The sequence below is a fragment of the Saccharothrix longispora genome, assembly GCF_030852425.1.
In the GTDB taxonomy this organism is placed as follows: Bacteria; Actinomycetota; Actinomycetes; order Mycobacteriales; family Pseudonocardiaceae; genus Actinosynnema; species Actinosynnema longispora.
In genome coordinates this window covers 1-25,829 of the sequence record NZ_NSDM01000036.1, presented here as the reverse complement: position 1 = coordinate 25,829, position 25,829 = coordinate 1, and the positions used below count along the sequence as shown (strand labels likewise).

Sequence of the window (25,829 nt, the reverse complement as noted above, 5' to 3'; positions counted from 1 at the left end):
TTGAACAGGTACCGGTTCTGCCCCACCGTCAACGGCACCGTGTGCTCGTCCGGGAAGTTCCCCCGCACCCGGATGCCCAGCACCGTCTCCACCAACTGCTCGCCCTCGACCGAGTAGAAGTTGCGGTCCGGCGTGCCGAAGTGCTCCTTCAACGCCGCGCGGGTCGGCGAGTTCGCCCCATCCGCCACCACCAGGATGTGCGTCTCGTCGAACGCCTTGGGAACCTCGTAGCGGCCCGGGACCAACTCGATGTCGTAGAGCTCCTGCGCCATCTCCAGCAGCGCGTCCTCGATCCACCGGATCTTGATGTTGCGCGGCCGGCCCTTCCCCTCCGGGGAGTCCGGGCCCAGCGGCCACATCTCGGCGAACCGGCCGTCGACGAACAGGCGCTGCCGCACCTGGTGCGGCAGGGTCGACCACACGTTGCTCTGCAACGTCACGACCTGCTCACGCCGGAAGTTGCCCTCCGCCTGCCCCAACCACACGACCTTGTTGCCCTGCCGCTTCCACCGCCGGTCGTGGATGCGGATCACCACCTGGTCACCCATCATCGCCCGCAGCGTGCACGCGAACGACAACCCGACCGGGCCGCCGCCCACCACGTCCACGCGCAGCGGCTCGCGCCCGCTGGGCAGCGGGTCGAGCTTCTTGAACAACCCCGTGGCCCAGTCGGCCGCCGGGGTGGCCGGGGCCGCCACAGAGGTGTCGACGCGCTGCTGGTCGGGTCGCTGCTGGTCGGGTCGCTGAGGCATCCGGATCAGCCTCGTCCGCTCCGCGCGGTTGTGCTCTGCGCTGCTCATCCCCGGGCCGGCCCCTTCACGACGATCATCGGTGTACGCCTCCTACACGTGCGGTGACCCGGAACGGTTCACACGGATATCCGGATGCGCCGAACGTGCCCTGGATACATCCGAACGGAGGCACTTCCGGGCGGTCGGCCGCCGAATCCTGTCACGGGGCCGTCGACCTATACTCCTGGGCCTTGGACCGACCGGGGGCTGCGGTGGCTGTGCGTGCTGATGAGTTCTTCCGCGTCGTGGACGCGCTCGTCGAGGTGGGACGGTCGACGGGCGACCAGTACACGACGTTCACCGTGCGCGGCAAGCGGTTCGGCTACTACTGGCCGCGCACGGACACCGTGGGTCTCAAGCAGACGCTGTCCGAGCAGCGGGCCCTGGTCGCCGAGCGGCCGGACGTGTTCGAGGAGCAGTTCACGGCGGGCGGGTTCGGCTGGGTCGTGGTGCGCCTGGACGGCGTGGACCTGGTCGAGCTGTCCGAGCTCGTCTTCGAGGCGTGGCGCCTGTCCGCCCCGGAGGACCTGCTGGCCGAAGCCCCCGACTGGGCCACCCACCCCCCGAACGCAGAACTCACGGCTCCTGAACGTACGACTCGCGCGACCTGAACGTACGACTCGCGGGTCTTGGACGTACGGCTCTCGCGCGAGTCGTACGTTCAGGTCGCGCGAGTCGTACGTTCAGGAGCTGTGAGTTCTGCGTTCGGGGTGGGTGGACCAGGCGACCACTGAGGATCACGGCTTCGGGGTGGGACAGGGCGCGGATGACGCTGGTGGCGATCTTCGCGGGGTCCCGCGCAGGCTGAGCGGGCCGGACCGCACATCACCCGGTGCAGTGACGGCAGTGGTGGGGTCCGACGGCCCGGTCACGGCCCCGCCAGCCCTCCCGGACGGCCTGCGCCCACAGCACGTGCCAGGCGGTGGCCGGTTCGCCCCCGGGGTGCGTCCTGCCGCAGTCGTCGCAGATCAGGAGCAGCGCACCGGGGTGGTGGTCGGCGGGGATCGCGGTCACGGCGGGGCGGTCGGCTTTCTCGGTCGGGCTGAGCCGGCGGGCGTCGGCGCGGCCGCGTGCCCCGATTGTCGGCACACGGCAGCCCCACTGTGACTGAAACCGTGTTCGGCAACCTTGCGATCACCTTGCGATCGCTGCGCGGGCGGTCCCGGTGGTGGAGGATCGGCGGCGTCATGGACTTCTCGGTTCTGCTGGTCGAGGACGACGAGCACATCAGGCAGGCGTTGGGACTCGCCCTCGGCGACGAGGGCTTCGAGGTGCGGGAGGCGATGTCGGGCGAGGAGGCGCTGGTCCTGCTCGCCGACGGGGAACCCGATGTGGTGCTTCTCGACCTGGTGCTGCCCGGCGTGGACGGCCTTGAGGTGTGCCGCACGCTGCGGGCGCGCGGCGACCTGCCGATCATCGTGGTCACGGCGCGCGCGGACGCCGCCGACGTGATCGCGGGCCTGGAGGCGGGCGCCGACGACTACGTGACCAAACCGCTGGTGGCGAGCGTGCTGGCCGCGCGCATCCGCGCCCTGCTGCGGCGGCGCGGACCCGGTCGGCAGGACGAGGTGCTGCGCGCGGGCGACCTGGAGATCCGGCCGGACGTCGGCTCGGTGCACCGGGCGGGCGTCGAGGTGCACCTGACGCGCACCGAGTTCCGGCTGCTGGTGGAGCTGGCCACGGCGGCGGGGCGGATCGTGACCCGCGAGCAGCTGCTCCAGCGCGTGTGGGGCTACGACTACTTCGGCGACACGCGGCTGCTGGACGTGCACGTCCGCCGGCTGCGGCGCAAGGTCGAGCACGACCCCGACGAGCCGGCGCTGGTCGTGACCGTGCGCGGCGCCGGGTACCGGTTGGACGTGGAGGGGTGATCCGGGCGCACCGGTTCTCGCTGCGGTGGCGGGTCGCGGTGGTGCTGGGCGTCGGGTCGCTGCTGCTGACGAGCGTGCTGGCGCTGGTCGTGTGGAACCTGGCGTCCGGGTACATGCTGCGGCAGCGCGAGCAGAGCGCGGTGCGCCAGGCCGAGGTGAACGTGCGGCTGGTCGACGAGTCGCTGCGGACCGGGTCGGAAGGGCTGGACGAGTTGCTCAAGGGCCTCACCGCCGGTCCGGACACGACGATCCTGCTGTTCCGGCCGGGCCAGGTGCTCACCGGGGGCCGGCAGGTCGACCCGGCGGTGCTGCCGCGCGAGCTGCTGGACCTGGGGCGCGCGGGCGTGCCCGCCGGGCAGCGGCTGATCGTGGGCGACATGCCGGTGTACGCGGTGACGCTGCCGATCACGAACGCCGACGGCGTGTACGTGGAGGTCGCGCCGATGCTGCAGCTCGACCGGACGTTCCGCTTCCTCAGCGCGGTGCTGGTCGCGGCGACCGTGGCGAGCGGCCTGCTGGGCGTGGCGCTCGGGTCGTGGGCGGGTCGGCGGGCGCTGCGGCCGTTGACGCAGCTGACGAACGCCGCGTCGCGGATCGCGGGCGGTGACCTCAAGGCACGGCTGCCGGCGCAGACGGACCCGGACCTGACGCCGTTGGCGGCGACGTTCAACTCGACGGCGGACGCGCTGGAGCAGCGGGTGCTGCGGGACGCGCGGTTCGCGGGCGACGTCAGCCACGAGCTGCGCTCGCCGTTGACGACGATGGTGAACGCGTCCGAGGTGCTGCGCCGCAGGCGGGCCGAGATCCCGGGCACGGCGGGCCGCGCGGTGGACCTGCTGACGTCCGAGGTGGATCGGTTCGCGCGGATGGTGGTGGACCTGCTGGAGATCTCGCGGGCCGACCAGGAGGACGGCCCGACGCTGGAGGCGATCGACCTGGGGTCGCTGGTGGTGAACGTGCTGGCGGCCCGGCCGGGCCCGCCGGTGCCGTTGGAGCTGGCCTCGCCCGCGCCGCACGTGCTGGGCGACCGCCGCCGGCTCGACCGGGTGGTGAGCAACCTGGTGGACAACGCCGAGCGGCACGCGGGCGGCGCGGTGCGGGTGGCCGTGCTGCGGCGCGGCGGGCTGGCCGTGCTGGAGGTCGACGACACGGGACCGGGCGTGGCGCCGGACGCGCGGACGCGGATCTTCGAGCGGTTCGACCGCGGCACGCGGGCGGGGTCGCGGGGGGCGGACACCGGCAGCGGGCTCGGGCTGGCGCTGGTGGCGCAGCACGTGCAGCGGCACGGCGGCACCGTGCACGTGGTCGAGCGGCCCGGTGGCGGCGCGCGGTTCGTGGTGGAGATCCCCGAGGCCGAGCGGTGAGACGCGCGGTGGCGGTGTTCCTGGTGGTGGTCGTCGGTGCGCTGACGGGGTGCGGGGTGACCGCGCAGGACGAGCCGCAGCCGCTGTCCACCACGTCGCACAACCCGGTGCCCACGCCGACCGTGACGCAACTGCCCGAGCCGACGCAGACCACGGCGCCCCCGTCCACGGCGCCCCCGTCCACGCCGTCCCCGGCACCGACGGCCACCACCGCGGGGTGACGGGAACGTCGAACGCGCGGAACGGGATTCCCGTGCGGCGTCGACGGGTTCGCCGACACCCCGCGTGGTGTAGCCGCCGGCACCACCGGACACGACGTACTCGCCGTGCAGCGCCGACATCAGGCCATCCGTCCCATCCCGTCCCGCCACCGGGCGCACCGCCCGTCGTGCCACCACCACGCGTCCCGCTCCGCGCGGTGTCGGACGACTCGTCACCCGCCGCGTGCACGACGGCCGTGCCGGCGCCCGGCCGGCTCCTGCGGCGCACCCACGGCGCACCCGCCCACGAGGTAAGTCGGCGCCTGCGAACGGGCTGTCGGACCGGTGTGCGGTCGCTGTGCGCGACCGGCGCGCGGGGCTCAGTCCAGGAACTTGACCAGCTCCACCCGGGACCGGATGTCCAGGCGGGTGAAGATGTTGCGCAGGTGGTGCTCGACGGTGCGCCTGCTGAGGAACAGGCGTTCGGCCACCTCGCGGTTCGTGGCGCCCTCGGCCACCAGGTGGGCGATCTGGCGCTGCTGCGGGGTCAGGTCGGCCACCCGGGAGCCGGTGGGGCCCTCGGCCGGTTCGCCGGTGGCGCGGAGTTCGGCTCGCGCGCGGTCGGCCCAGTGGTCGGCCTCGTAGTGCTCGAAGTGGTGGACGGCGTCGTGCAGGAGTTCGCGCGCCTGGCGCGGTTTGCGGTTGCGGCGCAGGCGGTTGGCGTAGAACAGCTCGGTCTTGGCCAGTTCCAGCGGGGTGCCGCCGACCTGGTGCAGCCGGATCGCCTCGGTGAAGTGCTCGTCGGCGCCGGGGCCGTCGGAGATCAGCGCGCGGCAGCGGTGCGAGAGGGCCACCCGGGACGCGGTGCCCGTGCTGTGCGCCCACTTCTCGTAGCGGTGCAGGGCGCGGTCCGCGGTGTCCGGGTGGCCGCTGCGGACGGCGGCCTCCACGATGTCCGGTGCGGCCAGGGCGCGGATGCCCGCGTGCACGCCCCGCACGGACGCCGTCCGCATGCGGCGCAGCGCGTCGGCCGGGCGGTCGCGGGTCAGGTCGACGCACGTGGACGCCCACGCGCCGACGGTGCCGGACCGGCCCAGACCGCGTTGGCGGACCTGGTCGGCGGCGGCGTCGATGCGGTGCAGGGCGGTGTCGGCGTCACCGCGCAGGGCGGCGAGCAGGGCGAGCACCATCAGGTGGTCTGCGACGGCGTTGTGCTGCCCGGCGGCGGTCGCGGCGTGCACGCCCTCGAACGCGGCGGTCAGCGCGAGTTCGTGCTGGTCCACCATGAGCGCGGCCAGCGCGCGGTAGGTCAGCGCCCACGGCACGAGGGTGGTCAGGCCGCTCTCGCGGGCCGCCGTGACGCCCCGGTCGGCCAGCGCGTGCGCCTTCGCCGCGTCGCCGAGCACGTAGGCCGCGTGCCCGCCCCAGATCTTGGACTTCGCGTCGGGCAGGCGCTCGGCCAGCTCCACGACCGAGCGCAGCGCGGGCAGCGCCTCGTCGTGCCGCCCGGCGTAGCTGGCGGCGGTGCCGATCAGGTGGTCGAGCGTGAGCCGGGACTCCGCGGGTTCGTCGGCGGTGCGCCAGGCGACGGCCAGGTCGGCGATCTCGGCGTGCAGCACGTGGTCGCCCGCGACGGCCGCGGCCTCGCCCGCGAATCCCAGGGCGGTGACGGCGAGGCCCCGGTTCGCGCCGACCAGCTCGCCGGCGGCGCGCAGCAACCGGCGCGCGGCCACGTCGGGCAAGCCGTTGCCGACCTCGATGCCGCCGCGCACCAGGTCGGCCAGCGCGCGCGGCTCGGCGTGGTCGGACAGCGGCACCGCCTCGCGCAGGATCGTCCGGGCGCGGTGCGGCAGGCCGCGCCGCCAGTGGTCGGCCGCCGCGGACAGCAGGCGGCGCGCGCGGAGGTCCGGCGCCGTGGTCAGGGTGGCGGCGCGCTGGTGGTCGCGGGCGGCGGCGGCGAAGTCGCCCCGGTCGCGGGCCCGCGCGGCGGCCTCGGCCAGCACGTCGGCCTGCCCGTCCCGCGGCCCCGCCGCGAGCACCGCGCGGTGCCACGTCCGGCGCGGACCGTCGGGCAGGGACCCGGCGAGCGCGGCGTGCGCCTCGTAGCGCTCGGCCAGCGGGAGTTCGGCGACCAGCGTGGACCGCACGAGCGGGCGCGGGTCCATCAGCGCCGCGGCCTCCTGCACCGCCGCGACGGACAGGCCGGGCAGCCGCACGAGGGTGTCCACGTCCAGCTCGTCGTCCACCAGCACCAGGCCCAGCGCGCGCCGGGCGTCGGGGGTGAGGGCGTCGAAGCGGGCGCGCAGCCTCGCCCGCGAGGTGCTGCCAGGCGGCAGCACGTCCGGTGGCGGCTCGGCGCCGCCGAGCTGGGCGCTGGTCAGCGACCTGGCCAGCTCGACCAGCGCCAGCGGGTTGCCGCACGCCGTGCGGGCCACGTCGTCCGCCAGCTCACCGGGCAGGCCGGGGAGCAGGTCGCGCAGCACCCGGACGCTGGTGGCGTGGTCCAGCGGGTCGACCTCCACGCCGGGCAGGCCGGGCAGCGGGCGGTCGGCGGCGACGAGCACCGCGACCGGCTCGTCCTCCAGTTCCGGGAGCACGTCGAGCAGCCAGGTCAGGTCGAGTCGGTGCGCGTCGTCCACGCACAGCAGGGTGCGCCGCGAGTCGGGCGTGAAGTCCGCCGCCGCGTGCCGCGCCGCGCGCAGCAGCGACGTCCGGCCGGACCCGGCCTCGCCGTGCAGCACCAGCACGCCGCCCCGGCCGGCGCGGGCGCGGTCGAGCACCGCGTCCACGGCGACGCGCTGCCGGTCGCGTCCGCGCAGCATGCCTCCTTTCTGCCAGGTGCCGTGCGGCGGCGCTAGGGCCGACCGACCGGTGTGCGCGCGGTGGATGCACCGATAGCCCGCCCCGGGGTGTTGCGGTCCGCGGGGCCGGGAACTGGCAGGTGTGCCGATGCGCGTGCCCGGCCGGGTGCCGGAACGTCGTGGTCGCCCCGCACCGCCGCACGCACGACCCCCTGCATCCCCTGCATCCCTGCACGAGCGAGGTGTTCCACACAGTGCGACTCCGCAACGTGATCTACGCGATCCCGGCGATGGCCCTGGTCCTGACCGGTCTCTCGGCACCGGCCCAGGCCGCCGCCAACCCCTACGAGCGCGGTCCGGCGCCCACCACGGCGAGCGTCGAGGCCGCCCGCGGCCCGTTCGCCACGGCGACCACCACCGTCTCCCGCTCCTCGGTGAGCGGGTTCGGCGGCGGCACGATCTACTACCCGACCAGCACGGCCGAGGGCACGTTCGGCGCGGTCGCCATCTCCCCCGGTTTCACCGCGTCCCAGTCGAGCGTGTCGTGGTTCGGCCCGCGCCTGGCGTCCCAGGGCTTCGTGGTGATCACCATCGACACCCTGTCGACGCTGGACCAGCCCGACAGCCGCGGCGCGCAGCTGCTGGCGGCGCTGGACTACCTGACCCGGACCAGCTCGGTACGCACCCGCGTCGACGCGACCCGGTTGTCGGTGATGGGGCACTCGATGGGCGGCGGCGGTTCCCTGGCCGCGAGCCGCACCCGGCCGGCGTTGCAGGCCGCGATCCCGCTGACCCCGTGGCACGGCACGAAGTCCTGGTCCACGGTCCGCGTGCCCACCATGATCATCGGCGCGGAGAGCGACAGCGTGGCCCCGGTCTCGTCCCACTCGGAGCCGTTCTACACCAGCCTCACGTCCGCGCCGGACAAGGCGTACCTGGAGTTGAACAGCGCGAGCCACTCGGCCCCGACGTCGGCGAACACGACCGTGGCGAAGTACAGCATCTCCTGGCTCAAGCGCTTCGTCGACAACGACACCCGCTACGACCAGTTCCTGTGCCCGGCACCGGGCCGCAGCACCCTGATCGAGGAGTACCGCGACACCTGTCCCCACTCCTGATCGGTGACCGCGGCGGAGCGGCCTCCGGGCAGGAGCCGCTCCGCCGTGCTGGTCACGGCCCCGTTTCAGGGGTCGACCCGCACACCATGAACATAACGGAACGATAACGCCGCGAACTCGGTTGGGCTGCGGTACCACCACCGTCCGTATGCCACCGTGGGACGGCCTACCGATGTCGTCCCCACCGCCGGACGACTGAGGTGAGATCGAAATGACGATGACCGGTGGGAGACACCGCATCTCCCGCAGGACGAAGATCGCCACGCTCGGCGCGGCGCTGGTGGTCACCGCCGGCTCCGTCGTCGTGCTCACTGCCTCGGGTGGTGACGACGCGGCGTCCGCCGACGGTGTGGACAAGTCGCAGTTCGTCGACATCACCACGGTGCAGCCCAACGTGAAGGCGGTGAAGAAGCAGCGCCAGGCGTCACGGGGCACCTTCACGGTGAGCTGCGGCCGCAACGAGAACGGCCACTTCAACAGCGACAACTTCATCGCGCAGCCCGGTGTCGCGCACGGCGCGCAGCACCTGCACGACTACGTCGGCAACCTGTCGACCAACGCCGAGTCGACCAACCAGAGCCTGCTCGCGGCGGGCACCACGTGCCGCAACGGCGACAAGTCCACCTACTTCTGGCCGGTGCTGCGCATCGACAAGGGCGACGCCGAGGTGGCGAACCCCGTCGACCCGCAGGCCCAGGCGCAGCAGGAGCAGCAGAAGGCGGCCGACGAGCAGATCAAGGAAGAGCCGCGCGTGCAGTGCCCCGACGTGGCCAGCAAGATCGACGAGGAGGTGCCCGAGGAGGCGCAGCCGCAGGTCGACGAGGCGCTCGCCCAGGTCGAGCAGGTCACCGAGGACGCCGAGAAGCGGCTGCCCGGCTCGACCGCGGTCGACGCCGAGGTGCTGGGGCCGCTGACCGAGCAGCGCAAGCAGGCGCTCGACCGCCTCACCCAGGCGGTCGCCAAGCCCGGCGTGCAGCCGGTGGACTTCGGCGCGCTCGCGCCGTGCGCCATCAAGCAACCCGACCAGCCCTCCCCCATCGGCGACGGCTCCGAGAACAGCGAGAAGGAGGACCCGGCCGACGCCCAGGCGGGCGCGCACGCCGACCACGCCAACGAACTGCCCGGCAACCTCGGCGAGATCCAGCGCCCGGAGAAGGTGGAGCTGACCTTCCGCGGCAGCCCGGTGGGCAAGGTCCGCGCGATGCCGAAGTTCCTGCGCGTCCTCTACGGCGACGCCAAGGTGTCCACGAACGGACCGGCGAACGCCCGCGCCTCGTGGACCTGCACCGGCTTCGAGGACAAGGTGCAGCTCCAGACGTACGTGATCTGCCCCGAGGGCTCGAAGGTCAAGCGCCTGCACGACTTCCCGAGCTGCTGGGACGGCAGGAACACCGACAGCGCCAACCACCGCACGCACATCGTGTACCCCGACCCGGCCACCGGGAAGTGCGCGCGGGGCTTCAAGGCCGTGCCGCAGCTGCGGATCTCGCTGACCTACGACATCCCCCGCGACGTCCAGGTCAACGGCCAGTACGCGGTGGACTCGTTCCCGCAGGAGAGCCACAACCCGTTCAGCGACCACGACGACTTCGCCAACGTCATGAACCAGCGGATCATGAACCGCCTGGTGTGGTGCGTGAACCGCGGCAAGACCTGCCGGGAGTGACGACAACTCCTCGCGCCGCCGCCGGGTCGCCCCGAAAATCGGGTGCGGCCCGGCGGCGGCGCGTCGATGCTGGGCCGGTGCGATACCCCGGGTACCAGGGCACGGTCGAGATCGACGCGCGGCTCGCGCGGCGGTTGGTGGACAGCCAGTTCCCGAGGTGGGCCGGACTGCCGGTGCGGCCGGTCGACCTCGACGGGTGGGACAACCGGACCTTCCGGCTCGGCGACGGGCTGACCGTGCGCCTGCCCAGCGGCGACTGGTACGCCCTGCAGGTGGACAAGGAGCAGCGCTGGCTTCCGGTGCTCGCGCCGGAACTCCCGCTGCCCGTGCCGACGCCGGTGGCGCGCGGCGTGCCGGAGCACGGCTACCCGTACCCGTGGTCGGTCCACCGGTGGCTCGACGGGCGACCGGCGCTGGTGGCGGGGATGGGCGACGCCACGACGTTCGCCACCGACCTCGCGCGGTTCCTGGTGGCGCTGCGGCGGGTCGACGCGACCGGCGGCCCCGCACCGGGCGAGCACAACTTCCACCGCGGCGCGCCGGTGACCGCGTACGGGGACGAGCTGTTCGCCGCCGTCGAGGCGCTGGGCGCGGAGGTGCCCCGGGACGAGGTGCTCACGACCTGGGACGAGGCCACCGCGACGGCCTGGCGGGACCGCCCCGTCTGGTTCCACGGCGACGTCGCCCTCGGCAACCTGCTGGTCAGCGACGGCCGGCTGAGCGCCGTCATCGACTTCGGAACGTCCGGCGTGGGCGACCCGGCGTGCGACGTGGTGATCGCCTGGACGGCGCTGTCCGGTGACGCCCGGGACGCGTTCCGCCGCACGCTCGACCTGGACGCCGCCACGTGGGCGCGCGGGCGCGGCTGGGCGCTGTGGAAGGCGCTGATCTCACTGGTGGCGGCGCTGGAGCGGGACGAGGACGGCGACGGGCACCGGCGGGTCGTGCGGCGCGTGCTCGCGGACCGCGCGTGACGCGCCGAAGTCCCCTTCGACACGTCCGCCGCGCTTTTCGGGTCCGTCCGGGGTAGGGTGGTGCCATCGAGGTCGCGCCTTCGCGCACCCGAACATCCCTCGCGCCCCGCGCTCCACGCCCCGAGCACAGCCTCGGCCGGGAACGCGCGCACGGTGCGGAGAAAGTCGGCAACCATGACCGCAACAGCGGCGAACGACCTGTTCAGCCACCCCGAGGCGCACACGACCCAGCAGCGCAGCGGGCCCCGTGACGACGCGCAGCGCACGTACACGGACCTCTTCCGCGAGCCGGACGACGCCCCGGAGGGCACCCCGAGGACCGGCCTCACCCCGTGACCCGCCCCCCGGCAGCTCGGAACGCGGCAGGCGGGGCGCGACCGCTCCCCGCCCAACCGGCTCGGAGGTTGTACGTCGTGCCCGCACAGCGCGAGGAACCGGCAACGCGGCCGGTCGACCCGAACCCCGATCACACCCAGGCGCTGACCCGTGCCCTGCGCGAGTACGTGCGGGCCGTGGCGGTCGCGGTGGGCGTCCCGGCGGACGGCACGACGTTCGAGGTCACCGACACGATCACCGCCTACCTGGCACTGGGCCAGCAGGCGCCCGAGCACCCCGGCCGGGACCTGATGCTGGTGTGGGACGAGCGGCACGGCTGGTCGGTGTCGGTGGAGACCGACCCGGGCGAGTCGCCGGTCCTGCTGGCCCGCGGCGGCGACGACCCGGTGCCGCACCCCGAGGCGGTCGCCCGCCTGGTGGCCGGTTCGGCGGCACGGCGGGCCGGTGCGCCGGTGGTGGCGCCGCGGCGGCTGGACCGCGCGGCCCTGGCCGAGCGCATGGAGTGGCGCGTGGGCGCGTGGCCGCCCCCGGACCGTCCTCTCAGGACGTTCCCGCTCGCGGACTCGGGCGGGGCCTGACCGCGGCGCGCGTCACCCGCTCCACCGGTGGACACCCGGCCGTTCGCGGCCGGGAGGACACCGTTGTCCGGACCGGCGCGCGGCTCCGCACCCGTGACACCGGGCCGGGGCTGGTCCGCGCCCGGCTCGTGCCGACGGGCGGGAGCCGGTCACAGCACGCGTGAGCGGCCCACCCGGGCGTTGGCGCGGGAGTTCAACCCGAGCATGGACAGCAGTTCGCGGCAGTCGTCGACGTCGATCGCGTTGTCCGCCACGGTGTGCGCGGCACGGGTGCGCTGGACCGCTTCCGCCTGGTCCGCGGCGGCGCGCACCTCGGCGAAGTTCACCGGGGGACGTCGCTCACCGGTCGACGTGAAGTGCAGGGGGTCGTGCCCCACGAGCGTTTGATCCGGCGACAAGCCGGTGCTCCCGTCTCCGACCGGCCGTGCTGCACCGGGACCGGAACTCGGCGGGGACCGCGTCGGCCGAGTGCCGACATCAGGTGTTCCCCGCGAACCGACGATACCCCACCCCACCCCCTCGGACCGATCCCGACCGGACGCCGGCCGGGCCGGGCCGGGCGCGTGCGCCACAATCGTGCCGACCGCGGTGCGGGTGGGCGCGATGGAGGAAGACATGTCGATCCTCGGCAGGCCACGGGTGGCGGCCGTCCTCGCACGGGCCATGCAGGTCCTGGTCACGGCCACCGCGGGCCGGGTGGCGAAGCGCACCGCGGCGGTCTTCCCGGAGTTCCCCGGTCGCACGACCACCATCACCGTGCCCACCTCGGTCGCGCCCGCGCCCGTCGTCGTCCACCGCCCCGCGGACGCGCAGCGACCGCCGCCCGTGCACGTCAACTTCCACGGCGGCGGCTTCGTCATGCCGGGCGTGTGGCTGGACGACCCGCTGTGCCGCTACCTGGCCGCCGAGGCCGGTGTCGTGGTCGTCAACGTCGACTACGCCGTCGCGCCGCAGCACCGGTTCCCCGCGCCGCCCCACCAGGCGTACGAGGTGGTCCGGTGGGTCGCCGAGCACGGCGCGGAGCACGGCTGGGACGGCGGGCGGCTCACCGTCGGCGGCCAGAGCGCGGGCGGTTCGCTCGCCGCGGCGGTGGCGCGACTGGCCCTGGAGCGGGGCGGTCCCGCGATCGCCGCGCAGGTGCTGCACTACCCGGCGCTCGACCTGTCCACGCCGGGCCGGGACAAGACCTCGACCATCGCCAAGCCGATGCTGCGCCCGTGGATGGGCGAGGTGTTCGACGGCGCCTACCTGCCGGACCGGGCCGCCCGTGCCGACCGCCTGGTCTCCCCCGCGGGCGCCGCCGACACCGCCGACCTCACCGGGATCGCCCCGGCGCTGGTCATCACCCCCGCGCACGACCGGTTGCACGCGGAGGGCGCGCGGTACGCGGAACGCCTGCGGAGGGTGGGCGCGCTGCTGGAGCACCGGGACGTGCCGGACGCCGACCACGGCTACGACGTGGGTCGCGCCGACCTGGCCCGGGAGAGCTACGCGCTCATCGCGCGGCACGTCGCGCGGGCCACCCGGGGCTGAGCCGGTTTCAGCCCGCGTGCCCGTGCCAGGCGAAGGGCGCGAGCCGCTCGTCCAGCGGCGCACCGGTGAGCCGGTTGGCCAGGGTGGACGTGGTGTAGGCGCCGATGCCGAGGACGACCTCCAGGGCGTTCCGGGCGGTGTGGCCCGCCGCGAGGAAGTCGTCGAGCACGTCGTCGGCCACGGCTCCGGCGGTGGCGAGGACCTCCAGCGTGAACACCCGGACGGCCTCCAGCCGCCCGTCCACCAGGGGACGCCGCTCCCGCAGTGCCGCGATCAGGTCCGGCTCCGCGCCCAGCGCGGTCAGCGTGGCGGTGTGCAGGGCGACGCAGACCTCGCAGCCGTTGCGGGTCGCGACGGTGAGGACGACGACCTCGCGGGCGAGCGGGTCGAGGGTGGTGGCCTCGAAGCGCGCGCTGATCCCGAGGAACCCGTCGAGCAGTTGCGGTGACGCGGCGAGGCGGGCCACCGGGGCGGGCAGGTAACCCATCCTGTCGGTGACGCCCGCCATCGCCCGGCGGGAGGCGGGCGGGGCGGTCTCGGGGGTGTGGTCGACGAACACGGACTCGCGCACGGGGCTCCTCGTGGGGTGACGCGGCGGACCGCGCCCTAAACTGGTCAACGTGGTTGACGAAAAGGTAAACCAGGTTGTCGAGTTTGACAATGCGCGCTGAGCCGGCGGGCGAGGCCCCGCAGGGCTTCATGCTCCCGTTGCTGCTGTTCGCGGGCTTCCGGGCGTTCATCGACGAGGTGCACGCCGAGCTGGCGCGGCAGGGCCACCCCGACCTGCGCCCGGCCCACGGCTTCGCGCTCCAGGCCGTCGGCGGGGCGGGTGTGACCGCGGGCGAGCTGGGCCGGCGCCTGGGCGTGTCGAAGCAGGCCGCGGGCAAGACCGTGGACCGGCTGGCGGGCCTGGGCTACGTCGAGCGGGTGGACGACCCGGTCGACGCCCGGCGCAAGCACGTCCGCCTCACCGCGCGCGGGCACGACGTGCTCGCGCGGTCGGCAGCGGTCATGGAGTCGCTGCGGGCGCGGTGGGCGGACGTGCTGGGCGAGGAACGCCTGCGCGACCTGGAGCAGGGCCTGCGGACGGTGGTGCCCGGCGACCACTTCCGGCTCGACGCGCCGACCTGGTTCGGGGCCTGACCGCGGCGACCTCCCCGAACCGCGGCACGTCGAACCGCCGGTCACCGCACCGGACCGGCTCCCGTTCCGGGCGGGGGTTCACCAGGTGACCGGGAGTTCCCGCAGGCCGCCGACGAGCAGTCCCTCCACCGGCCGCAGCCCGTCCGCCGGGCCGGCAAGCCGCAGGCCGGGCAACCGGCGCAGCAGCACGTCGAGCGCGACCTGGAGCTCGGTGCGGGCGAGCGCCTGACCGAGGCACGAGTGCGCGCCCGCGCCGAAGGACAGGTGCGGGTTCGGGCTGCGCGTCAGGTCCACCTCCGCGGCCCGCTCGAACGCGGCGTCGTCGCGGTTGGCGGCGGCCATGCTGCACACCACGGTCGTGCCCGCCGGCAGCACGGCGCCGCCGACCTCGAAGTCCTCGTCGAGGTAGCGCAGCATGCCGAACCCGGCGTTGACGTCGGTCCGCAGCGCCTCCTCCACGGCGGGGCGCACCAGCGCCCGGTCCGCCAGCAGCGACTCCCAGCGGGACCGGTCGGCCAGCAGCAGCGCCACCACCTTGGCGATCATGTTCGCGGTGGTCTCGTGCCCGGCGACCAGCAGGGCCATGCCGGTGGCCACCAGCACGCCGTCGGGCATGGCCGTGCCCTCGGCGTCGGTGCTGGTGATCAGCTCACTGAGGATGTCGTCACCGGGCTCGGCGCGCTTGGCCGCCACGTGGCCGCCCATGTAGGCCACGAACTCGGCCTGCGCCGCGCCGATCTCCTCCTGCGTGTAGCGGGTCATGCTGAGCAGGGTGTCGGACCAGCGGGCGAAGTCCTGCCGGTCCGAGTCGGGGACGCCGAGCATCGTGCAGATGACCCACACCGGCAGCGGGAAGGCGAAGGCGGCCTTGAGGTCGGCGGGCTGCCCGTGCCCGACCATCTCGTCGACCAGCCGGTCCGCCATGGCCTCGATCTCCGGCCGCAGGGCGTTCATCCGCTTGACGGTGAACCACCGGTTGAGCAGGCGCCGCCACAGCAGGTGGCCCTCGCCGCTCTGCGGGATGGTGGCCGCCATGTCGCTGTTGAACACGCCGCCGGACTCGTCCTCGGAGACGCGCGCCCCCTCGTTCGCGGGCATCGGCCGGTTGAACCGCGGGTCGGCCAGCACCTTCTTCACGTCGTCGTAGCGGGTGACCAGCGACGCCGCGTCCCCGCTCGGCAGCGTCACCCGCGCGACCGGGCACTCCCGGCGCAGCGTCGCCCACTCGGCGGGCGGTTCGAGCGCCGCCGGGACGGTGAAGGGGTAGTGCAGAGCCTGTTCGTCGGTGTCGTGGCCCACCGCGGACCTCCTCGGCGTCGAGTGGTGATCTCGTGGGCAGTCAATCGGGACGCGAAATCTAAGTCAAGCAATTGATTTAATCAGGCGCGCCAGCCACGACCCCGCCCGGCGGGGCGGTCCACAGCCCGGTGATGGCGTCGACGAGTCCGGTCGCGGCCTCGTCCCAGGTGGACCGCGGCGTGTCGCCCCCCTCGGCGAGCGCGCGCTCGCGCTCGGCGAAGACGTGCACCACGAGGTGGCGGACCATGTGGGCACGGTCGGCCAGCACGTCGGCGGGCAGGTCGGGCAGGCACTCGCGCAGCGCGTCGAGGACGTGGAGCAGGGAGGGCTCGGCCAGGGACTCCTCGGCCACGACGCCCCGGAAGGCGGGGTCGGTCACCACCTGCGCGCTGAACCGGGCGAACCACGTGGGGCCGCCGAGCGAGGCCAGGTGCGCCGCGACAGGTCGGACCAGGCAGTCCACCCAGGCGCGCAGGTCGGTCGGGTCGGCGACCTCCTCGACCATCGCCCGGCGCAGCGCCTCGATCGGCGCGGTGTGCCGGCGCACGACGGCGCGCACGAGGTCGGCCTTGGTGCCGAAGTGGTAGCCGACGGCGGCGTTGTTGCCCTGCCCGGCGGCGGCGCTGATCTGCCGGTTCGACACCGCGTACAGGCCCTGCTCGGCGAACAGCCGCTCCGCCGCGGTCAGGAGCCGGAGCCGGGTGGCGCCGACCCGGTCGGCGCGCGGAGTGCCGCCGACCTCCGTCACCACCGGCGCCCCTCGGTCCGCCCCACGTGCGCCACCTCCGAGTCACCCCCGTCGGCGCACCAGTCAAACCGGACGGGCGGACCGAGTCAAGCAACTGCTTTAACCCACCTCCAGCGCCGACGGCAGCTTGGCCGGCGCCACCACGATGTCCACGCGCCGCACGCGTCCCCCGGCCAGGGTCACCGCGCCGACGAAGCGGGTCGTCGGGCCGGTCGTCACCGCGAACCCGGGGCCGCCGTTGACGACCACGGGGACGAGGCGCTCCCCCGGCGCCATCTTGCGGCGGACGCCCAGCAGGAAGCGGCCCACGTGGTCCGGGCCGCGGACCGGCCGGCGGGCCACACCGGGGATGCCGCCGCCGTCGCTGGTCAGCACCACGTCCGGGTCCAGGACGGTCAGCAGCGCGGACAGGTCGCCGTCGGCCACGGCGCGCAGGAACGTCGACGTCGCCCGCCGGTGCTCGGCGGTGGCCACGTCGACGCGGGGCGCGCCCGCCGAGACGTGGGCGCGGGCCCGGACGGCGAGTTGGCGCACCGCCGCCGGGGTGCGGCCGACGATCGCGGCGATCTCCGGGAACGGCACGCCGAACACCTCGTGCAGCACCCACGTCGTGCGCTCGGCCGGGGTCAGCGTCTCCAGCACCACCATCAGCGCGAAGCTGACGCTCTCGTCGAGCGTGACCCGGTCGGCCGGGTCGGCGTCCACGACGGGTTCGGGCAGCCACGGGCCGACGTACTCCTCGCGCCGCACCCGGGCGGAGCGCAGCACGTCCACCGCGCGCCGCGCCACCGCCACCACCGCCCACGCCTCCACGTCGCGGACCGGCTCGCGGGCGTCCGCCTCGACCAGTCGCAACCAGGAGTCCGACACCACGTCCTGCGCCTCGGCGACCGTGCCGACGAGCGAGTAGGCGACGCCGACGAGCCGCTGCCGCACGCGGGTGTACTCGGCGGCCAACTCGGCCTGCCGGTCCGCGACGGGCCCCGTCACGGCCGCACCGAGTCCAGGTACCCGTCGAACGTCCGCTCGCCCTCCAGGTACTCGCCCCGCGGCACGAGGCCACCGGTGGCGAGCCCGTCCGGTCCGCCCCCGACCTCCTCGACGGTCAGCGCGCCACCGCGCCGCGCGACCAGGCGGCGGGCCATGTCGGCGAGCGTGATCCGCTCGGGACCGGCGATCGGCGTGGCGAACCCCTGCGGCCCGCCCTCGGCCAATCCGACCAGCCGGGCCGCGACCTCGACCGTGGACACCGGCTGCGACAACATCGCGGGCACCCGCGCCACCGGCCCCTCGGCGTTCGCCAGCACCTGGGCGGCGAACTCGAAGAACTGGGTGGCCCGCAGCACCGTCCACGGCACCGTCCCGGCGGTGACCAGCTCCTCCTGGCGGCGCTTGCCGTAGTAGTAGTCCAGGTCGACCTCGTCCGCGCCGACGATCGACAGCACCACCAGGTGCCGGACCCCGGCGCGGGCCGACGCGTCGAGCAGGTGCGTCGTGACGTCGCCGAAGAACCGCTCGGCCTCCTCCCGCGTCCACACCGCCGTGTTGGACACGTCGATCACCGCCTCGCACCCGGTCAGCGCCGCGTCCAGGCCCGCGCCGGTGGTCAGGTCGACCCCGCCCGCACGGCTGAGCACGACGGCCTCGTGCCCGGCCCGCGCCACCTCCTCGACGACCTTCCGCCCGACCACGCCGGTGCCGCCCGCAACCGCGATCCTCATCATGCGTCCTCACGTCCATGGGAACCTCGCCGGAACCAGGACGACCCGGCGCCGCCCGCTGTGACACGACGCGTAACGGATCACCCGGACAGGGCGAATCCCCGATCATGAGGATCGCGGTCGCCGTCGCACTGCTCGCCCTGGCCACGGGCTGTTCCACCGCCGTCACGGGCACAGGCACGGGCGGAGGGAGCGTGACCACCACCACTACCACCACTGCCGCCACCACGACCGCCCCGGCGGAGGACACCACCGGGCCGACGCCCCTGCCGATCCCGGCGATCGACGAGGGCGCGCCGGCCCAGTACTGCGACCAGCCGTTCACCGGTGCGCTCGGCAAGGACATGCTCGCCGTCGTGGTCGAGACCCCGTCCGGCCGACTGGGCTGCGACGAGGCCGGCGCGGTCCTGGCCGACTACTACGCCGAGCGCCGGGACCCGAGGACCGGCCTGCCGCCGCTGGTCGTCGCCGGCATGTCCTGCAACCAGGTCCCCGAGGGGCAGCTGCCGCAGGTGGTGTGCGTCGGCGAGGACGACCTCATCTACGCGATGTGGCCCCAGACGTGACCGTCACTCCTTCCCGCGGGCCAGCTTCGACGGCCACCAGATGCGCCGGCCGAGGTCCACGCCCAGCGCGGGCACGAGCAGCGACCGCACCACGAACGTGTCCAGCAGCACGCCGAACGCCACGATGAACGCGATCTGCGCGAGGAACAGGATGGGCAGCACGGCCAGTGCGGAGAACGTGGCCGCCAGCACCACGCCCGCCGAGGTGATCACGCCGCCGGTGATGGTGAGGCCGCGCAGCACGCCCTCCCGCGTGCCGATCGAGGCCGCCTCCTCGCGCACCCGCGTCATCAGGAAGATGTTGTAGTCGATCCCCAGCGCCACCAGGAACACGAACCCGAACAGCGGCACCACCGGGTCCGCGCCGGGGAAGTCGAAGATCCCGTTGAACACCAGTGCGGAGACGCCCATGGTCGCGCCGAACGACAGCACCACGGTGGCGATCAGCAGCAGCGGCGCGAGCAGCGACCGCAGCAGCAGCGCCAGCACCAGGAAGATCACCACGAGCACGATCGGGATGATGACCAGGCGGTCGCGCTCGGAGGTGTTCTGCGTGTCCAGCTGCGTGGCGGTGGGTCCGCCGACCTTCGCGTCGGCGTCGGGCACCGCACGCACGGCCTCGCGCAGCCGCTGCACGGTGGCCACCGCGGCCTCGGAGTCGGCCGGGTCGTCCAGCACCACGTCGAGGCGCACCAGGTCGTCCGCCTCCCCGGCGGGCCGCACCGACGACACGCCGTCCACGTCCTGCGCCGCCGCCGTCACCCGCTGCGCCGCCGCGGAGCGGGCCAGCACGACGGTCGGCGCGCCGGTGCCGCCCGGGAAGTGCCGGGACAGCACCTCCTGGCCGGCGACCGAGTCGACGTCGGTGAGGAACACGTCGGACTGGGCCGTGCCGGACGCCTGGAGCTGCGGCACGAACGCGACGCCGACCAGCAGCACCAGGGTGGTGATCACCCACGTCGCGCGCGGCCGGGCGGAGATCACCTTCGCGATCCGCGACCACAGGCCGCTCGCCTCGGGGTGCGGGGAGCCGAGCTTCGGGCGCAGCGGCCAGAAGGCGGAGCGGCCGAGCAGCACGAGCGCGGCGGGCAGGAACGTGACCGAGGCGAGGAACGCCGCGCCGATGCCGATGGCGGCGACCGGGCCGAGGCCCTTGTTCGAGTTCAGGTCGCTGAACAGCAGACACAGCACGCCGAGCACGACCGTGCCCGCGGAGGCGGCGATGGGCTCGATGGTGGCGCGCCACGCCGTCCGCATCGCGGTGAACCTGTCCTCGGTGTCGCGCAGCTCCTCGCGGAACCTCGACACGAGCAGCAGCGCGTAGTCCGTGGCCGCGCCGAACACGAGGATGAACAGGATGCCCTGGCTCTGGCCGTTGAGGTCGAGCACGCCGCCGTCCGCCAGCAGGTACACCGCGAGGCTCGCGAGGCCCAGCGCGAACACGCCGGACAGCAGCACGACGAACGGCAGCAGCGGGCTGCGGTAGACGAGGACCAGGATCACCGCGACGACCGCGCCCGCGACGAGCAGCAGCAGTCCGTCGATGCCGCCGAAGGCTTCCTTCAGGTCCGCGACCTGCGCGGCGGGACCGGCGACCAGCACCGTCAACCCGTCGGGCGGGGACGTGAGCCGGGCGCGGATCCCGTCGACCGCCCCGGCCGGGTCCTCCGGGTCCACCAGGACCACGACCTGCGCGGCCTGGTCGTCCCGCTGCGACGGGATGACCGGGGACGCCTCGCCGGGGAGGTCCAGGCCGCCCAGGTAGTCGCGGTCGGCCTGGGTGAGGCCGGAGGTGCGCTCGGCCACCACGACGGCGGGCAGGCCGCGGGCGTCGCCGAACGACTTCACCCGTTCGGACACCTCGGTGGCCTCGGCGGACGCGGGCAGGAACGCCGTGCTGTCGTTGGTCGAGACCTCGCTGAGCTTGCCCGCGAACGGCCCGGACACGCCGCCGAGCGCGAGCCAGGCGACGGCGACGAGCGCCGGGAGCAACCAGCGGGCACGAGAGGGGCTTGCGCTCACGGCAGAATGTCCTCCGGTACTACGTACTTCGGCGGTCGGATAGTTCGATCGTCGAAATGCTAATGGGAGGGTGGATGGCCGACAACTCGGCGCTGGTCAGGTTGCTCCGGCAACTCACGGTCGAGACCGACCGGTTCGCGGAGATCTTCGGCGACCGGCAGGGCATGCACCGCACGGACCTCAACGCGCTGGCCGTGATCATGGACGCGCGGTGGAGCGGCGAGCCGATGTCACCGGGGAAGCTGGCCGAGGCGATGCACCTGAGTGCGTCGGCGACCACGTCCGTCCTGGACCGGCTGGAGGCGTCCGGCCACGTCGAGCGCACGCGCAGCCCGCACGACCGGCGCAAGGTCGAACTGCGCGTGCACCCCAAGGCGCTCGACCTGGGGCGCGCGTTCTTCGAGCCGCTCAACGAGGCGTTCACCGCCGCGTGGGCCGGGTTCGACGACCGGGAGAAGGAGGTCGTGGCGCGGTTCCTGGCCGCGAGCATCGACGCCACGGTGGCCGTGCGCGGCGGACTCGACCCGTGACCGCCGCCACGTGCGCGAAGGGGTAGGACCGAACAAAATTCATCCGCTGCGGGAAATCCGGTGACGCCCGGGGCGCGGCGCCTGCCGGCCGACGGGGCCGCGCGCGGCGCCACCAGCGGACGACGCGCGACCCGGGACGCGCAGCGGGGCGTCCGGGCCGCGGGCGATCAGCGCGCGTTGTGCGCGGCGACGTTGGCCGCCAGGTGGCGCAGCGACTCGCGCAACCGGTCCACCTCGACCTCGGGCAGCCCCATCGCCGCCCCGATGGACGTGGTGATGCCCCCGGTCGAACCCCGCAGCGCCCGACCCTCGTCGGTCAGCCCCACCAGGACCGACCGCTCGTCGTCCGCCCGGCGCCGGCGCGTGACCAGGCCCGCCGCCTCCAGGCGCTTGAGCAGCGGCGTCAGGGTGCCGTAGTCCAACTGCAGGGCGTCACCGAGGTCCTTGACCGGCATCGGCTCTTCCCGGTCCCACAGGGCGAGCATGACCAGGTACTGCGGGTAGGTCAGGCCCAGGTCCTGCAACAGGGGCCGGTAGGCGGCGGTGACCGCGCGGGACGCGGCGTAGAGGGCGAAGCACAGCAGATCGTCCACGGCCGATCCCCGTTCCAGCGGTGGCACGTCCATCGCGGACTCCTCTCGTCGTTCTCCGGACACCCATGATGTCACGTGTGCCATTGGTCACTACACAAGTAACTTGTGCACAAGTTACTTGGGCACTAGCTTATGTGACACCAGCCCTACCACAGGAGGAGAAGAACGATGAGCGACAACACCCCCACCGCGATCCTGGTCCACGGCGCGTTCGCGGACGGCTCCAGCTGGAGCCACGTCATCGACCGGCTGCGCGCCGAAGGCGTGGACGCGATCGCGGTGAGCAACCCGCTGCGCGGCCTGGCCCACGACGGCGACTACGTGGCGGCCGTCGTGGGCCAGGTCGACGGGCCGGTCGTGCTGGTCGGCCACTCCTACGGCGGCCCGGTCATCACCCACGCGGGCGCCAAGGCGCCCAACGTGAAGGCCCTGGTCTACGTGGCGTCGTTCGGCATCGACACCGGCGAGAGCGCCCTGGGCTCGGTCGAGTCGTTCCCGCCGGTCGAACTGGGCACGTCCCTCGCGCCGCAGCAGTTCCCCGACGGCGAGGGCACCGACACCGAGTTCACCATCCGGCGCGACGCCTTCCCGAGCGTCTTCGCCGCCGACCTGCCGGCCGAGTTCACCGCGACGGCCGCCGCGACCCAGCGCCCGATCGCGGCCCGCGCCCTGGCCGAGCCGCTGGCCGTCGAGCCGGCGTGGAAGACCCTCCCGTCCTGGTTCGCCGTCGCCACCGAGGACAACGCGATCCACCCGGACTCCCAGCGCGCCGCCGCGAAGCGCCTCGGCGCCACCACCGTCGAGGTGCGGGGCTCGCACGCCATCGCCGTCTCCCGCCCCGACGAGGTGGCGGCCCTGGTCCTGGCGGCGGTCCGAGCCGTCGCCTGACCCGACCACCCCGGTCGCCCGTCCACCCCACGAGCGCGGCGTGGACGGGCGACCACCCCCGGACGGCAGCGGCGACACGGCCGCGAACCCGCCGGGCGGGCAGGGACCCTACCTTCGGGGGCTTCCCGGCCACCACCGGGGACTGGTTGTTTGGGTAGCGCGGGAGCCTCCCCTGTCATCGGCTCCCCGGACTTCCCTGCCCCCAAGGAGAACATCATGCTCGTGCGCAAGGTCGCGCGTGTCGCAGTGCTCGTGCTGGGTCTGCTGTCACCGCTGGTCGCGGTGGCCGGGCCCGCCTCGGCCGCCCCGGTGGCCGACGACGTGCAGGTGCTGGCGCGCACCCTGTACTACGACACCAGCCAGGCCCAGGAGTTCGCGGCGGACTGGGACACCGCCGCCGCGAACTGGAACAAGTCCGTCACCAACGTCCGGCTGGTCAAGCGGACGACCGGTTCGACGGTCAACATCCGCATCCTGGCGGACAACGGCTGGCCCCGCGCCTACGTGACGTCGCTCGGCAACGGCACCGTCTACATGGGACGCCAGGCGGTCCAGCAGGGCTACTACCGGCCCCGCATCTCCACCCACGAGATCGGCCACATCCTCGGCCTGCCGGACCGGCGGACGGGCCTGTGCGCCGACCTGATGTCCGGTTCGAGCGCGCCCATCGCGTGCAAGAACGACCTGCCGAACGCCGCCGAGCGCGCCGAGGTCGACCGCCGCTTCGCCGGGTCGGCCGCCCTGTCGGACGTCCGGACCGCGGGCTACTCGGCCTCGGCCGTCGAGTGCTTCGTGTACTGACGACCGACACCCGCGGGGCGGTGGCACCACACCGCCCCGCGGGCACTCCCCCGACCACTCCCCCCGGCTTCTCCCCGTCAGTCGGCCTTGGCCCACGCCTTGGCCAGCGACACCTTGCCGCCGGTGCGCATGAGGGACCCCTCGTACAGGCGCGAGGCCAGCAGCACGACCCCGACCACGGACGCGGCCAGCACGCCCAGCGACAGCAGGCCCTCCCACACCGCGGCCGAGCCGGTGAACACGCGGACCGGCATGGCGACCGCCGACGAGAACGGCACGTACGACAGCACGCCCAGCACGGTCGGGTTGTCGGAGAAGAACATCACGCCGAAGTACGGCATCATCACCAGCATCACGACCAGGCCCATGCTGGAGCCCAGGTCCTCCTGGCGGCTGACCAGGGACCCGGCGACGGCCCACACCGAGGCCAGCAGCACGAACCCGAACACCATGAACGGGACGAACCACCCCAGGGCGGGCGCCACGACGGCGAGCAGCTCGGCCTGACCCCCGATGCGCAGCGCGATGGGCGTGACCAGCGCGAGCACCACCACCTGCCCCACGGTGAGCAGCGCGTGCCCGGCGATCTTGCCCGCCAGCATGGCGCGCACCGGGATCGTGGACACCAGGATCTCGACGATGCGGGTCTGCTTCTCGGTCACCGTGCTCTGCGCGATGGCCGCGCCGCCCATGCCGAACATGAGGAACACCAGGGCGAAGACCATGATCACCAACTGGCGCTCGCCGGACGAGACGTCGGCCGGTTCGAGCAGGTCCACCGGTGGTGTGGTGACCAGGGCGGTGAGCACGTCGGTCGGCGGTTCGGTCAGGGCGACCACCCGCACGCCGTCGGACGACCCGTCGGGCACGACGGCCGCCTCGACCTCGTCGGCGCGCACCAGCTCCTCGGCTTCCGCCCGGTCGGCCACCTCGCGCACCTCGAAGCCCGCGGCGGTCAGCACCTTCGCGGTGTCGCCGCCGACCGCGGCGACCGAGTCGGGGGTGTCGAACAGCTTCGGCAGCACGGTGAGGGCGAACAGGCCGAGCACGACGACGGCGAACCCGATCCAGAAGCCCTTCGTGCGGACCAGGACCTTGACCTCGCGTTCGGCGACCAGCCGGGCCGCCGCGGTGAACGGGATGCTCACGCCGCCTCCTTGAAGATCTCGTCGAGCGTGGGTACGACCGGGGTGAAGCTGCGCACGGCGCCGCGGTCCAGGGCGGCGCGCAGCACGTCCTGGTCGTCCGCGGTGTCCAGCTCGAAGACGGCGCGCGGACCGTCGAGGTCGACGACGCGGACGCCGGGCACGTCGCGCAGCCAGCCCGCGTCGGTGTCGACGACCACCTCGAAGCGGCGGGCGCCGTAGCGGGCGCGCAGCTCGTCGCGGCTGCCGGCGGCGGTGACCCGACCCTTGGAGATGATCACGACGTCGTCGCAGAGCTGCTCGACGAGCGCGAGCTGGTGACTGGAGAACAGCACCGGCGCACCGCGCGCCGCGCGGGCGCGCAGCACGTCCAGCACGACTTCCACGGCCAGCGGGTCCAGGCCGGAGAACGGCTCGTCCAGCACCAGCACCTCGGGGTCGTGCACCAGGGCGGCGGCGATCTGCACGCGCTGCTGGTTGCCCAGCGACAGCGCTTCGAGCAGGTCGCCGGACCGCTCGGCCAGGCCGAGCTGGTCCAGCAGCCGGTCGGTGTTGGCACGCGCGGTGGCGCGGTCCAGGCCGTGCAGGCGGCCGAGCCAGCCGACCTGCTCGCCGATCGCCATCTTCGGGTACAGCCCCCGCTCCTCGGGCATGTACCCGAACTGGGGCCTGTTCGCGGCCGTGATCCGCTCACCGCGCCAGCGCACCTCGCCGCCGTGCGCGCCGAGGACGCCCAGCACGATCCGCATGGTGGTGGTCTTGCCGGACCCGTTCGCGCCGAGGAACCCGGTCATCCGGCCCGGTTTCACGTCGAAGGAGACGTCGTGGAGCACCCGGTGGTCCCCGAAGCTCCGGCTGATCGCAGTCACTGTCAACACGCTGATCACGCTATGCGGTCACGTCACCCGATCGCGTCCTCCGCAAGACCCACCTGGGTGATCCTCCGCGAGGACGTCCTGGTCGTCCCGGAGGACGGCCATCTCGACGAGAGCGGTGGGTGGCCGTGCTGTTTCACCTGATCAAGTGATGAAATGGGAACTGGTGTTCGAATAGCCTGGATTCATGGACGTGTCGCCCGCGCTGCTCTCCGACGATGGTGTGTTCGCCGCCGTCGTCGAGACCGAGGCATCGCTGCGGGCGT

28 protein-coding genes are annotated in these 25,829 nt (G+C 73.7%); 15 read left to right on the top strand and 13 right to left on the bottom strand.

Going from position 1 to position 25,829, the window contains the following annotated elements; all coding sequences use genetic code 11:
- On the bottom strand, window positions 1–800 hold an 800-nt coding region (locus CKY47_RS36600), incomplete at its 3' end, for a hypothetical protein (protein WP_306750975.1).
- Between the two features lie 203 nt (window positions 801–1,003).
- Here CKY47_RS36600 and CKY47_RS36595 point away from each other — a divergent pair.
- A complete protein-coding gene (locus CKY47_RS36595; protein WP_306750974.1) occupies window positions 1,004–1,402 on the top strand; it encodes an MmcQ/YjbR family DNA-binding protein in 399 nt (132 codons plus the stop codon).
- Between the two features lie 214 nt (window positions 1,403–1,616).
- On the opposite strand, the gene CKY47_RS36590 is transcribed toward CKY47_RS36595, so the two are convergent.
- Window positions 1,617–1,805, bottom strand: a complete 189-nt coding sequence (locus CKY47_RS36590) for a hypothetical protein (protein ID WP_306750973.1) — start codon at window positions 1,803–1,805, stop codon at window positions 1,617–1,619.
- Window positions 1,806–1,978: 173 nt separating this feature from the next.
- On the opposite strand from CKY47_RS36590, the gene CKY47_RS36585 reads away from it, so the two are divergent.
- The 3 genes from CKY47_RS36585 to CKY47_RS36575 are packed head-to-tail and all read left to right on the top strand — an operon-like array spanning window position 1,979 to window position 4,247.
- A complete protein-coding gene (locus tag CKY47_RS36585; protein ID WP_306750972.1) occupies window positions 1,979–2,662 on the top strand; it encodes a response regulator in 684 nt (227 codons plus the stop codon).
- Window positions 2,659–4,026 carry a sensor histidine kinase gene (locus CKY47_RS36580; RefSeq protein ID WP_306750971.1) on the top strand — a complete coding sequence of 456 codons (1,368 nt, stop codon included), beginning with the start codon at window positions 2,659–2,661 and terminating at the stop codon, window positions 4,024–4,026. Before CKY47_RS36585 ends, CKY47_RS36580 begins: the two co-directional genes overlap by 4 nt.
- Window positions 4,023–4,247, top strand: a complete 225-nt coding sequence (locus tag CKY47_RS36575) for a hypothetical protein (RefSeq protein WP_306750970.1) — start codon at window positions 4,023–4,025, stop codon at window positions 4,245–4,247. The genes CKY47_RS36580 and CKY47_RS36575 overlap by 4 nt, the downstream gene beginning before the upstream one ends.
- Window positions 4,248–4,606: 359 nt before the next feature.
- Here the strand turns inward: CKY47_RS36575 and CKY47_RS36570 are convergent, their stop codons facing one another.
- Window positions 4,607–7,048, bottom strand: coding sequence for a helix-turn-helix transcriptional regulator (locus tag CKY47_RS36570; protein ID WP_306750969.1), 2,442 nt, complete (start codon window positions 7,046–7,048; stop codon window positions 4,607–4,609).
- Window positions 7,049–7,317: 269 nt separating this feature from the next.
- Between CKY47_RS36570 and CKY47_RS36565 the strand changes: the two genes are divergently transcribed.
- The 5 genes from CKY47_RS36565 (at window position 7,318) to CKY47_RS36545 (ending at window position 11,699) form a co-directional block, all read left to right on the top strand.
- Window positions 7,318–8,145 carry a poly(ethylene terephthalate) hydrolase family protein gene (locus CKY47_RS36565; RefSeq protein ID WP_306750977.1) on the top strand — a complete coding sequence of 276 codons (828 nt, stop codon included), beginning with the start codon at window positions 7,318–7,320 and terminating at the stop codon, window positions 8,143–8,145.
- 211 nt (window positions 8,146–8,356) lie between these two features.
- Window positions 8,357–9,811 carry a DUF1996 domain-containing protein gene (locus CKY47_RS36560; RefSeq protein WP_306750968.1) on the top strand — a complete coding sequence of 485 codons (1,455 nt, stop codon included), beginning with the start codon at window positions 8,357–8,359 and terminating at the stop codon, window positions 9,809–9,811.
- A gap of 77 nt (window positions 9,812–9,888) precedes the next feature.
- On the top strand, window positions 9,889–10,785 hold the full coding sequence (locus tag CKY47_RS36555; RefSeq protein ID WP_306750967.1) for an aminoglycoside phosphotransferase family protein: 897 nt from the start codon (window positions 9,889–9,891) through the stop codon (window positions 10,783–10,785).
- 174 nt (window positions 10,786–10,959) lie between these two features.
- Complete coding sequence (locus tag CKY47_RS36550) at window positions 10,960–11,121, top strand: hypothetical protein (protein WP_306750966.1); 162 nt, start codon at window positions 10,960–10,962, stop codon at window positions 11,119–11,121.
- 77 nt (window positions 11,122–11,198) lie between these two features.
- Window positions 11,199–11,699 (top strand): DUF6292 family protein, encoded by a 501-nt coding sequence (locus tag CKY47_RS36545; RefSeq protein WP_306750965.1) that lies wholly within the window; start codon window positions 11,199–11,201, stop codon window positions 11,697–11,699.
- A gap of 149 nt (window positions 11,700–11,848) precedes the next feature.
- Here the strand turns inward: CKY47_RS36545 and CKY47_RS36540 are convergent, their stop codons facing one another.
- Window positions 11,849–12,097 (bottom strand): hypothetical protein, encoded by a 249-nt coding sequence (locus CKY47_RS36540; RefSeq protein ID WP_306750964.1) that lies wholly within the window; start codon window positions 12,095–12,097, stop codon window positions 11,849–11,851.
- Between the two features lie 205 nt (window positions 12,098–12,302).
- Between CKY47_RS36540 and CKY47_RS36535 the strand changes: the two genes are divergently transcribed.
- Window positions 12,303–13,232 carry an alpha/beta hydrolase gene (locus CKY47_RS36535; protein WP_306750963.1) on the top strand — a complete coding sequence of 310 codons (930 nt, stop codon included), beginning with the start codon at window positions 12,303–12,305 and terminating at the stop codon, window positions 13,230–13,232.
- A gap of 7 nt (window positions 13,233–13,239) precedes the next feature.
- Here CKY47_RS36535 and CKY47_RS36530 read toward each other — a convergent pair whose 3' ends face one another.
- Window positions 13,240–13,791, bottom strand: a complete 552-nt coding sequence (locus tag CKY47_RS36530) for a carboxymuconolactone decarboxylase family protein (protein WP_306750976.1) — start codon at window positions 13,789–13,791, stop codon at window positions 13,240–13,242.
- Between the two features lie 101 nt (window positions 13,792–13,892).
- On the opposite strand from CKY47_RS36530, the gene CKY47_RS36525 reads away from it, so the two are divergent.
- Entirely contained in the window at window positions 13,893–14,375 is a 483-nt protein-coding gene (locus CKY47_RS36525; protein ID WP_306750962.1) for a MarR family winged helix-turn-helix transcriptional regulator, read from the top strand.
- A 78-nt stretch (window positions 14,376–14,453) separates the two neighbouring features.
- Here the strand turns inward: CKY47_RS36525 and CKY47_RS36520 are convergent, their stop codons facing one another.
- From CKY47_RS36520 to CKY47_RS36505, 4 genes are all read right to left on the bottom strand, one after another.
- Window positions 14,454–15,674, bottom strand: a complete 1,221-nt coding sequence (locus tag CKY47_RS36520; RefSeq protein WP_306750961.1) for a cytochrome P450 — start codon at window positions 15,672–15,674, stop codon at window positions 14,454–14,456.
- Between the two features lie 76 nt (window positions 15,675–15,750).
- Window positions 15,751–16,425: a TetR/AcrR family transcriptional regulator gene (locus CKY47_RS36515; protein WP_306750960.1), complete on the bottom strand. Its 675-nt coding sequence runs from the start codon at window positions 16,423–16,425 to the stop codon at window positions 15,751–15,753.
- 96 nt (window positions 16,426–16,521) lie between these two features.
- A complete protein-coding gene (sigJ, locus tag CKY47_RS36510; protein WP_306750959.1) occupies window positions 16,522–17,412 on the bottom strand; it encodes an RNA polymerase sigma factor SigJ in 891 nt (296 codons plus the stop codon).
- A complete protein-coding gene (locus CKY47_RS36505; protein ID WP_306750958.1) occupies window positions 17,409–18,143 on the bottom strand; it encodes an SDR family oxidoreductase in 735 nt (244 codons plus the stop codon). Before CKY47_RS36505 ends, sigJ begins: the two co-directional genes overlap by 4 nt.
- Before the next feature lie 194 nt (window positions 18,144–18,337).
- Here CKY47_RS36505 and CKY47_RS36500 point away from each other — a divergent pair, with 194 nt between their 5' ends.
- Window positions 18,338–18,709 carry a hypothetical protein gene (locus CKY47_RS36500; RefSeq protein ID WP_306750957.1) on the top strand — a complete coding sequence of 124 codons (372 nt, stop codon included), beginning with the start codon at window positions 18,338–18,340 and terminating at the stop codon, window positions 18,707–18,709.
- Between the two features lie 3 nt (window positions 18,710–18,712).
- On the opposite strand, the gene CKY47_RS36495 is transcribed toward CKY47_RS36500, so the two are convergent.
- Window positions 18,713–20,731, bottom strand: a complete 2,019-nt coding sequence (locus CKY47_RS36495; protein WP_306750956.1) for an MMPL family transporter — start codon at window positions 20,729–20,731, stop codon at window positions 18,713–18,715.
- A gap of 74 nt (window positions 20,732–20,805) precedes the next feature.
- Between CKY47_RS36495 and CKY47_RS36490 the strand changes: the two genes are divergently transcribed.
- Window positions 20,806–21,261, top strand: coding sequence for a MarR family winged helix-turn-helix transcriptional regulator (locus tag CKY47_RS36490; RefSeq protein WP_306750955.1), 456 nt, complete (start codon window positions 20,806–20,808; stop codon window positions 21,259–21,261).
- A gap of 167 nt (window positions 21,262–21,428) precedes the next feature.
- On the opposite strand, the gene CKY47_RS36485 is transcribed toward CKY47_RS36490, so the two are convergent.
- A complete protein-coding gene (locus CKY47_RS36485) occupies window positions 21,429–21,887 on the bottom strand; it encodes a MarR family winged helix-turn-helix transcriptional regulator (protein ID WP_306750954.1) in 459 nt (152 codons plus the stop codon).
- A gap of 135 nt (window positions 21,888–22,022) precedes the next feature.
- Between CKY47_RS36485 and CKY47_RS36480 the strand changes: the two genes are divergently transcribed.
- Together CKY47_RS36480 and CKY47_RS36475 are read left to right on the top strand one after the other, a co-directional pair.
- A complete protein-coding gene (locus tag CKY47_RS36480) occupies window positions 22,023–22,742 on the top strand; it encodes an alpha/beta fold hydrolase (RefSeq protein ID WP_306750953.1) in 720 nt (239 codons plus the stop codon).
- Between the two features lie 216 nt (window positions 22,743–22,958).
- Entirely contained in the window at window positions 22,959–23,543 is a 585-nt protein-coding gene (locus CKY47_RS36475) for a snapalysin family zinc-dependent metalloprotease (protein ID WP_306750952.1), read from the top strand.
- 77 nt (window positions 23,544–23,620) lie between these two features.
- On the opposite strand, the gene CKY47_RS36470 is transcribed toward CKY47_RS36475, so the two are convergent.
- Both CKY47_RS36470 and CKY47_RS36465 read right to left on the bottom strand, forming a co-directional pair.
- Window positions 23,621–24,691, bottom strand: coding sequence for an ABC transporter permease (locus CKY47_RS36470; protein WP_306750951.1), 1,071 nt, complete (start codon window positions 24,689–24,691; stop codon window positions 23,621–23,623).
- Window positions 24,688–25,566: an ABC transporter ATP-binding protein gene (locus CKY47_RS36465; RefSeq protein ID WP_306750950.1), complete on the bottom strand. Its 879-nt coding sequence runs from the start codon at window positions 25,564–25,566 to the stop codon at window positions 24,688–24,690. Before CKY47_RS36465 ends, CKY47_RS36470 begins: the two co-directional genes overlap by 4 nt.
- Window positions 25,567–25,829: the final 263 nt, after the last annotated feature.

Bases quoted from the DNA above. Each gene is read 5' to 3' on its own strand.
- CKY47_RS36560 (WP_306750968.1), top strand. From the start codon at position 8,357: ATGACGATGACCGGTGGGAGACACCGCATCTCCCGCAGGACGAAGATC.
- CKY47_RS36490 (WP_306750955.1), top strand. From the start codon at position 20,806: ATGGCCGACAACTCGGCGCTGGTCAGGTTGCTCCGGCAACTCACGGTC.
- CKY47_RS36585 (WP_306750972.1), top strand. From the start codon at position 1,979: ATGGACTTCTCGGTTCTGCTGGTCGAGGACGACGAGCACATCAGGCAG.
- CKY47_RS36485 (WP_306750954.1), bottom strand. From the start codon at position 21,887: ATGGACGTGCCACCGCTGGAACGGGGATCGGCCGTGGACGATCTGCTG.
- CKY47_RS36550 (WP_306750966.1), top strand. From the start codon at position 10,960: ATGACCGCAACAGCGGCGAACGACCTGTTCAGCCACCCCGAGGCGCAC.
- CKY47_RS36535 (WP_306750963.1), top strand. From the start codon at position 12,303: ATGGAGGAAGACATGTCGATCCTCGGCAGGCCACGGGTGGCGGCCGTC.
- CKY47_RS36565 (WP_306750977.1), top strand. From the start codon at position 7,318: ATGGCCCTGGTCCTGACCGGTCTCTCGGCACCGGCCCAGGCCGCCGCC.
- CKY47_RS36480 (WP_306750953.1), top strand. From the start codon at position 22,023: ATGAGCGACAACACCCCCACCGCGATCCTGGTCCACGGCGCGTTCGCG.
- CKY47_RS36475 (WP_306750952.1), top strand. From the start codon at position 22,959: ATGCTCGTGCGCAAGGTCGCGCGTGTCGCAGTGCTCGTGCTGGGTCTG.
- CKY47_RS36570 (WP_306750969.1), bottom strand. From the start codon at position 7,048: ATGCTGCGCGGACGCGACCGGCAGCGCGTCGCCGTGGACGCGGTGCTC.
- CKY47_RS36505 (WP_306750958.1), bottom strand. From the start codon at position 18,143: ATGAGGATCGCGGTTGCGGGCGGCACCGGCGTGGTCGGGCGGAAGGTC.
- CKY47_RS36525 (WP_306750962.1), top strand. From the start codon at position 13,893: ATGCGCGCTGAGCCGGCGGGCGAGGCCCCGCAGGGCTTCATGCTCCCG.